Genomic DNA, 2,792 nt, shown 5'->3' with positions numbered 1-2,792 from the left:
GATGGCCACCCCGAGGGCGACACCGGCCGCGCCCGCGAGCAGAAAAGCACCGACGATCTCCAGCGCCGTCGTCCAGACATGGGCGGACCAGGGAATCTCCCCCGAGACGAGCGCGCGCGCGACCACGGCCGGGCTGGGCAGGATGTACTCGCGGATCCCCAGGCTCGTGGAGGCGAGCTGCCAGAGCGCGAGCAAGCTCAGGAAGAGGACGATGGACGGCAGATGGCCGACGACCCAGCGACGCATGCGGCATCATAGCAAGCCGCCCGGGTGGGCGCCACGCGCTTGACTACGTCTTCTTGCGAATCTCGTCGATAGTGACGGTGGTGATCCGGTCGCGGTAGTCGACACCCGTGACCCACTTCACCCGGTATCGGCCACCGCCCAGGACCGAAATGATCTCCCCCTCGATGTGCTCCTGGCTCTGGCGCAGCACGACGACATCCCCGGCTCTCGGTTGAGGAGGCGGCGGCGGCGGTGGCTTGGGCTTGGCCATGACCAGCACTCCAGGGTCGCTCTAGTCCCAGAGACGGGTCGAGAAGTAGCGCTCTCCTAGGTCGTTGAACAAGGTCACGAAGCGACCCGCACGCTCGCGACGGGCGATGCGCTCGACCCCCACCATGTAGGCCCCGGAGGACTGGCCGACGAAAAAGCCCGCGCGGGCCAGGCGACCGCACATCCGGTAGGCCTCATCACTCGTCACGGGGATCCGTTCGTCGATGACTCCCTCGTCCAGGATCGCGGGGACGATATCCTCGGGACCCCCGAGCGGCTTGAGGCCTTCGATTCCCGGAAATACCTCGGGAAGCACGCAGATCACGCGGATCTTCGGGTCGTATTCCTTCAAGCGTCTTCCCAGACCCGTCACCGTGCCGCCCGTCCCCACCCCGGCCACGACGTGGGTGAGCCGGCCCCCGGTTTGCTCGAGGATCTCGACCGCGGTCGTCTCGTAGTGGGCACGCCAGTTATCCTCGTTGCTGTACTGATCGCAGAAGAAATAGCGGCGGGCGTCCGCCTCGGAGCGGCGGTGCACCTCTCGCAGCGCTTCATCGTAGCCCTTCAGGGCATCGGTGTAGACGAGCGACGCGCCGTGCGCCAGCATCCGTTTCTTGCGCTCGGTGCTCGCATTGTCGGGGATGACGATCTCGACCCGGTAGCCGAGGATGCGACCCACCATCGCGTAGGCAATGCCCGCGTTGCCCGAGGAGCTGTCCAGGATGGTCTTGCCGGGCGGCAGCCGTCCCTCCGCCAGGGCCGTGAGGAGCATCCGCAAGACGGGGCGGTCCTTGAGCGAGCCGCCCGGGTTGAGGCATTCCATCTTCGCCAGGACCTCCACGCCCGGCAGTTCGTCGCCGAAGATGGGCACGGGTACGAGCGGCGTGTTGCCGATGGCGCGGAGGGCTGGGTAGCGATCCAGGAACGGCTCGAGGCGTTTGTCCCAGGGCATGGGGCAGCTCAGCGGCTGGGTGCGTCCAGCCGGCGGAGGAAGACCTCGATCTCTTTTTTCGTCTGGAGATCGCCGGTGTGCGTCGCCACCTCGAGCCCCTTCCGATAGGCGGCCAGGGCAGCCTCGCGTCGTCCGGCCCGCTCCAGCGCCCGCCCGAGGCCGCGATGGGCGGCGGAGTAGTCGGGCTTGAGGCGGATCGTCTCCTCGTACTCGACGACGGCGCTCTCGGCCTGCCCGGCGTCGAGGTAGGCGCCGGCCAGACCGAAGCGGACGACGGGATCGTCCGGCATCAGCTCGGCCACCTCCTTGAACTCGGCAACGCGATCACGGTCATCAGGCATGGTCAGCTCCGATGGATCCTCTCCTCCGGCACATCCACCCGCTTGACGCCCTTGAAGCTGAACAGGAGCTCGACCTTGTAGACGGCTGGGTCGGCGGAGACCTGCTGCACGATGGTCCCGAGGGCCTTCTGCACGTTCTGGCTGAACGAGACCCCCTGGATGACCAGGCCAGACAAATCTACCGTTACCCGCTCGTTCGGCTGAAACATGCGCCCTCCCCGAATCGACCCCAAGGATCGTTACACCCATCGTATACCCGGCCGGGGACCAGGCTCAAACGGGGCGGTACCGCTACTCGAGAACCCCGGCTTGACGGGTGGGGCGCCTGGAGGTAGTTAATGGGTGCCGGCGCGGCCAGCGATGTCGACAGCAGCCGTCAGCCCTGTCGTCCAACGGGTCTTCCACGTTACGAACCGTTCACGCGATGCGGAGGTGAATCATGGCGTTGAGAATCAACAGCGAAGCTCCCAACTTTACCGCGGAGACCACGCAAGGTCGGATCAACTTCCACGAATGGATCGGGAATGGCTGGGCCATCCTGTTCTCGCACCCGAAGAACTTCACCCCCGTCTGCACGACCGAGCTCGGGTACATGGCGGGGCTGAAGCCCGAGTTCGAGAAGCGCAACTGCAAGATCATCGGCCTCAGTGTGGATTCGGTCCCCGATCACGAGAAGTGGTCCAAGGACATCGAGGAGACGCAGGGACACGCCGTCACCTACCCGTTGGTCGGCGACCCCGAGCTGAAGGTGGCCAAGGCCTACGACATGCTGCCGGAGGATTCCGGCACCAGCGCGCAGGGCCGCACCGCGGCCGACAACGCGACCGTGCGCTCGGTCTTCGTCATCGGACCGGACAAGAAGGTCAAGGCGATGCTGACCTATCCGATGAGCACGGGCCGCAACTTCGACGAAGTGCTGCGGCTGCTGGATTCCTGCCAGCTGACGGCGAAGCACAAGGTGGCCACCCCCGTGAACTGGAAGCAGGGGGAGGACGTCATCATCG

The 2,792-nt window shown here is 65.9% G+C and carries 6 protein-coding genes; 1 reads left to right on the top strand and 5 read right to left on the bottom strand.

The window, feature by feature from the left end:
* The 5 genes from VGW35_18440 to VGW35_18420 all read right to left on the bottom strand — a co-directional run.
* A partial coding sequence (locus tag VGW35_18440) for an ABC transporter permease (protein HEV8309646.1) occupies positions 1-246 on the bottom strand: 246 nt, incomplete at its 3' end.
* A gap of 43 nt (positions 247-289) precedes the next feature.
* Positions 290-496, bottom strand: coding sequence for a hypothetical protein (locus VGW35_18435; GenBank protein HEV8309645.1), 207 nt, complete (start codon positions 494-496; stop codon positions 290-292).
* A 21-nt stretch (positions 497-517) separates the two neighbouring features.
* Positions 518-1,447, bottom strand: a complete 930-nt coding sequence (locus tag VGW35_18430) for a PLP-dependent cysteine synthase family protein (protein HEV8309644.1) — start codon at positions 1,445-1,447, stop codon at positions 518-520.
* Positions 1,448-1,455: 8 nt separating this feature from the next.
* Entirely contained in the window at positions 1,456-1,788 is a 333-nt protein-coding gene (locus VGW35_18425) for a tetratricopeptide repeat protein (protein ID HEV8309643.1), read from the bottom strand.
* A 2-nt stretch (positions 1,789-1,790) separates the two neighbouring features.
* The gene (locus tag VGW35_18420; protein HEV8309642.1) at positions 1,791-1,997 is read right to left on the bottom strand and encodes a hypothetical protein; all 207 of its coding nucleotides are present in this window, start codon (positions 1,995-1,997) and stop codon (positions 1,791-1,793) included.
* A 230-nt stretch (positions 1,998-2,227) separates the two neighbouring features.
* Between VGW35_18420 and VGW35_18415 the strand changes: the two genes are divergently transcribed.
* Positions 2,228-2,792 (top strand): peroxiredoxin (locus VGW35_18415; GenBank protein HEV8309641.1); only part of this gene is annotated, 565 nt, incomplete at its 3' end.

It is taken from the genome of Candidatus Methylomirabilota bacterium (assembly GCA_036005065.1).
Taxonomy (GTDB): domain Bacteria; phylum Methylomirabilota; class Methylomirabilia; order Rokubacteriales; family DASRDR01; genus DASYQW01.
Note: the sequence above shows the minus strand (reverse complement) of the source record. Positions and strands in the feature narration are given on the sequence as shown.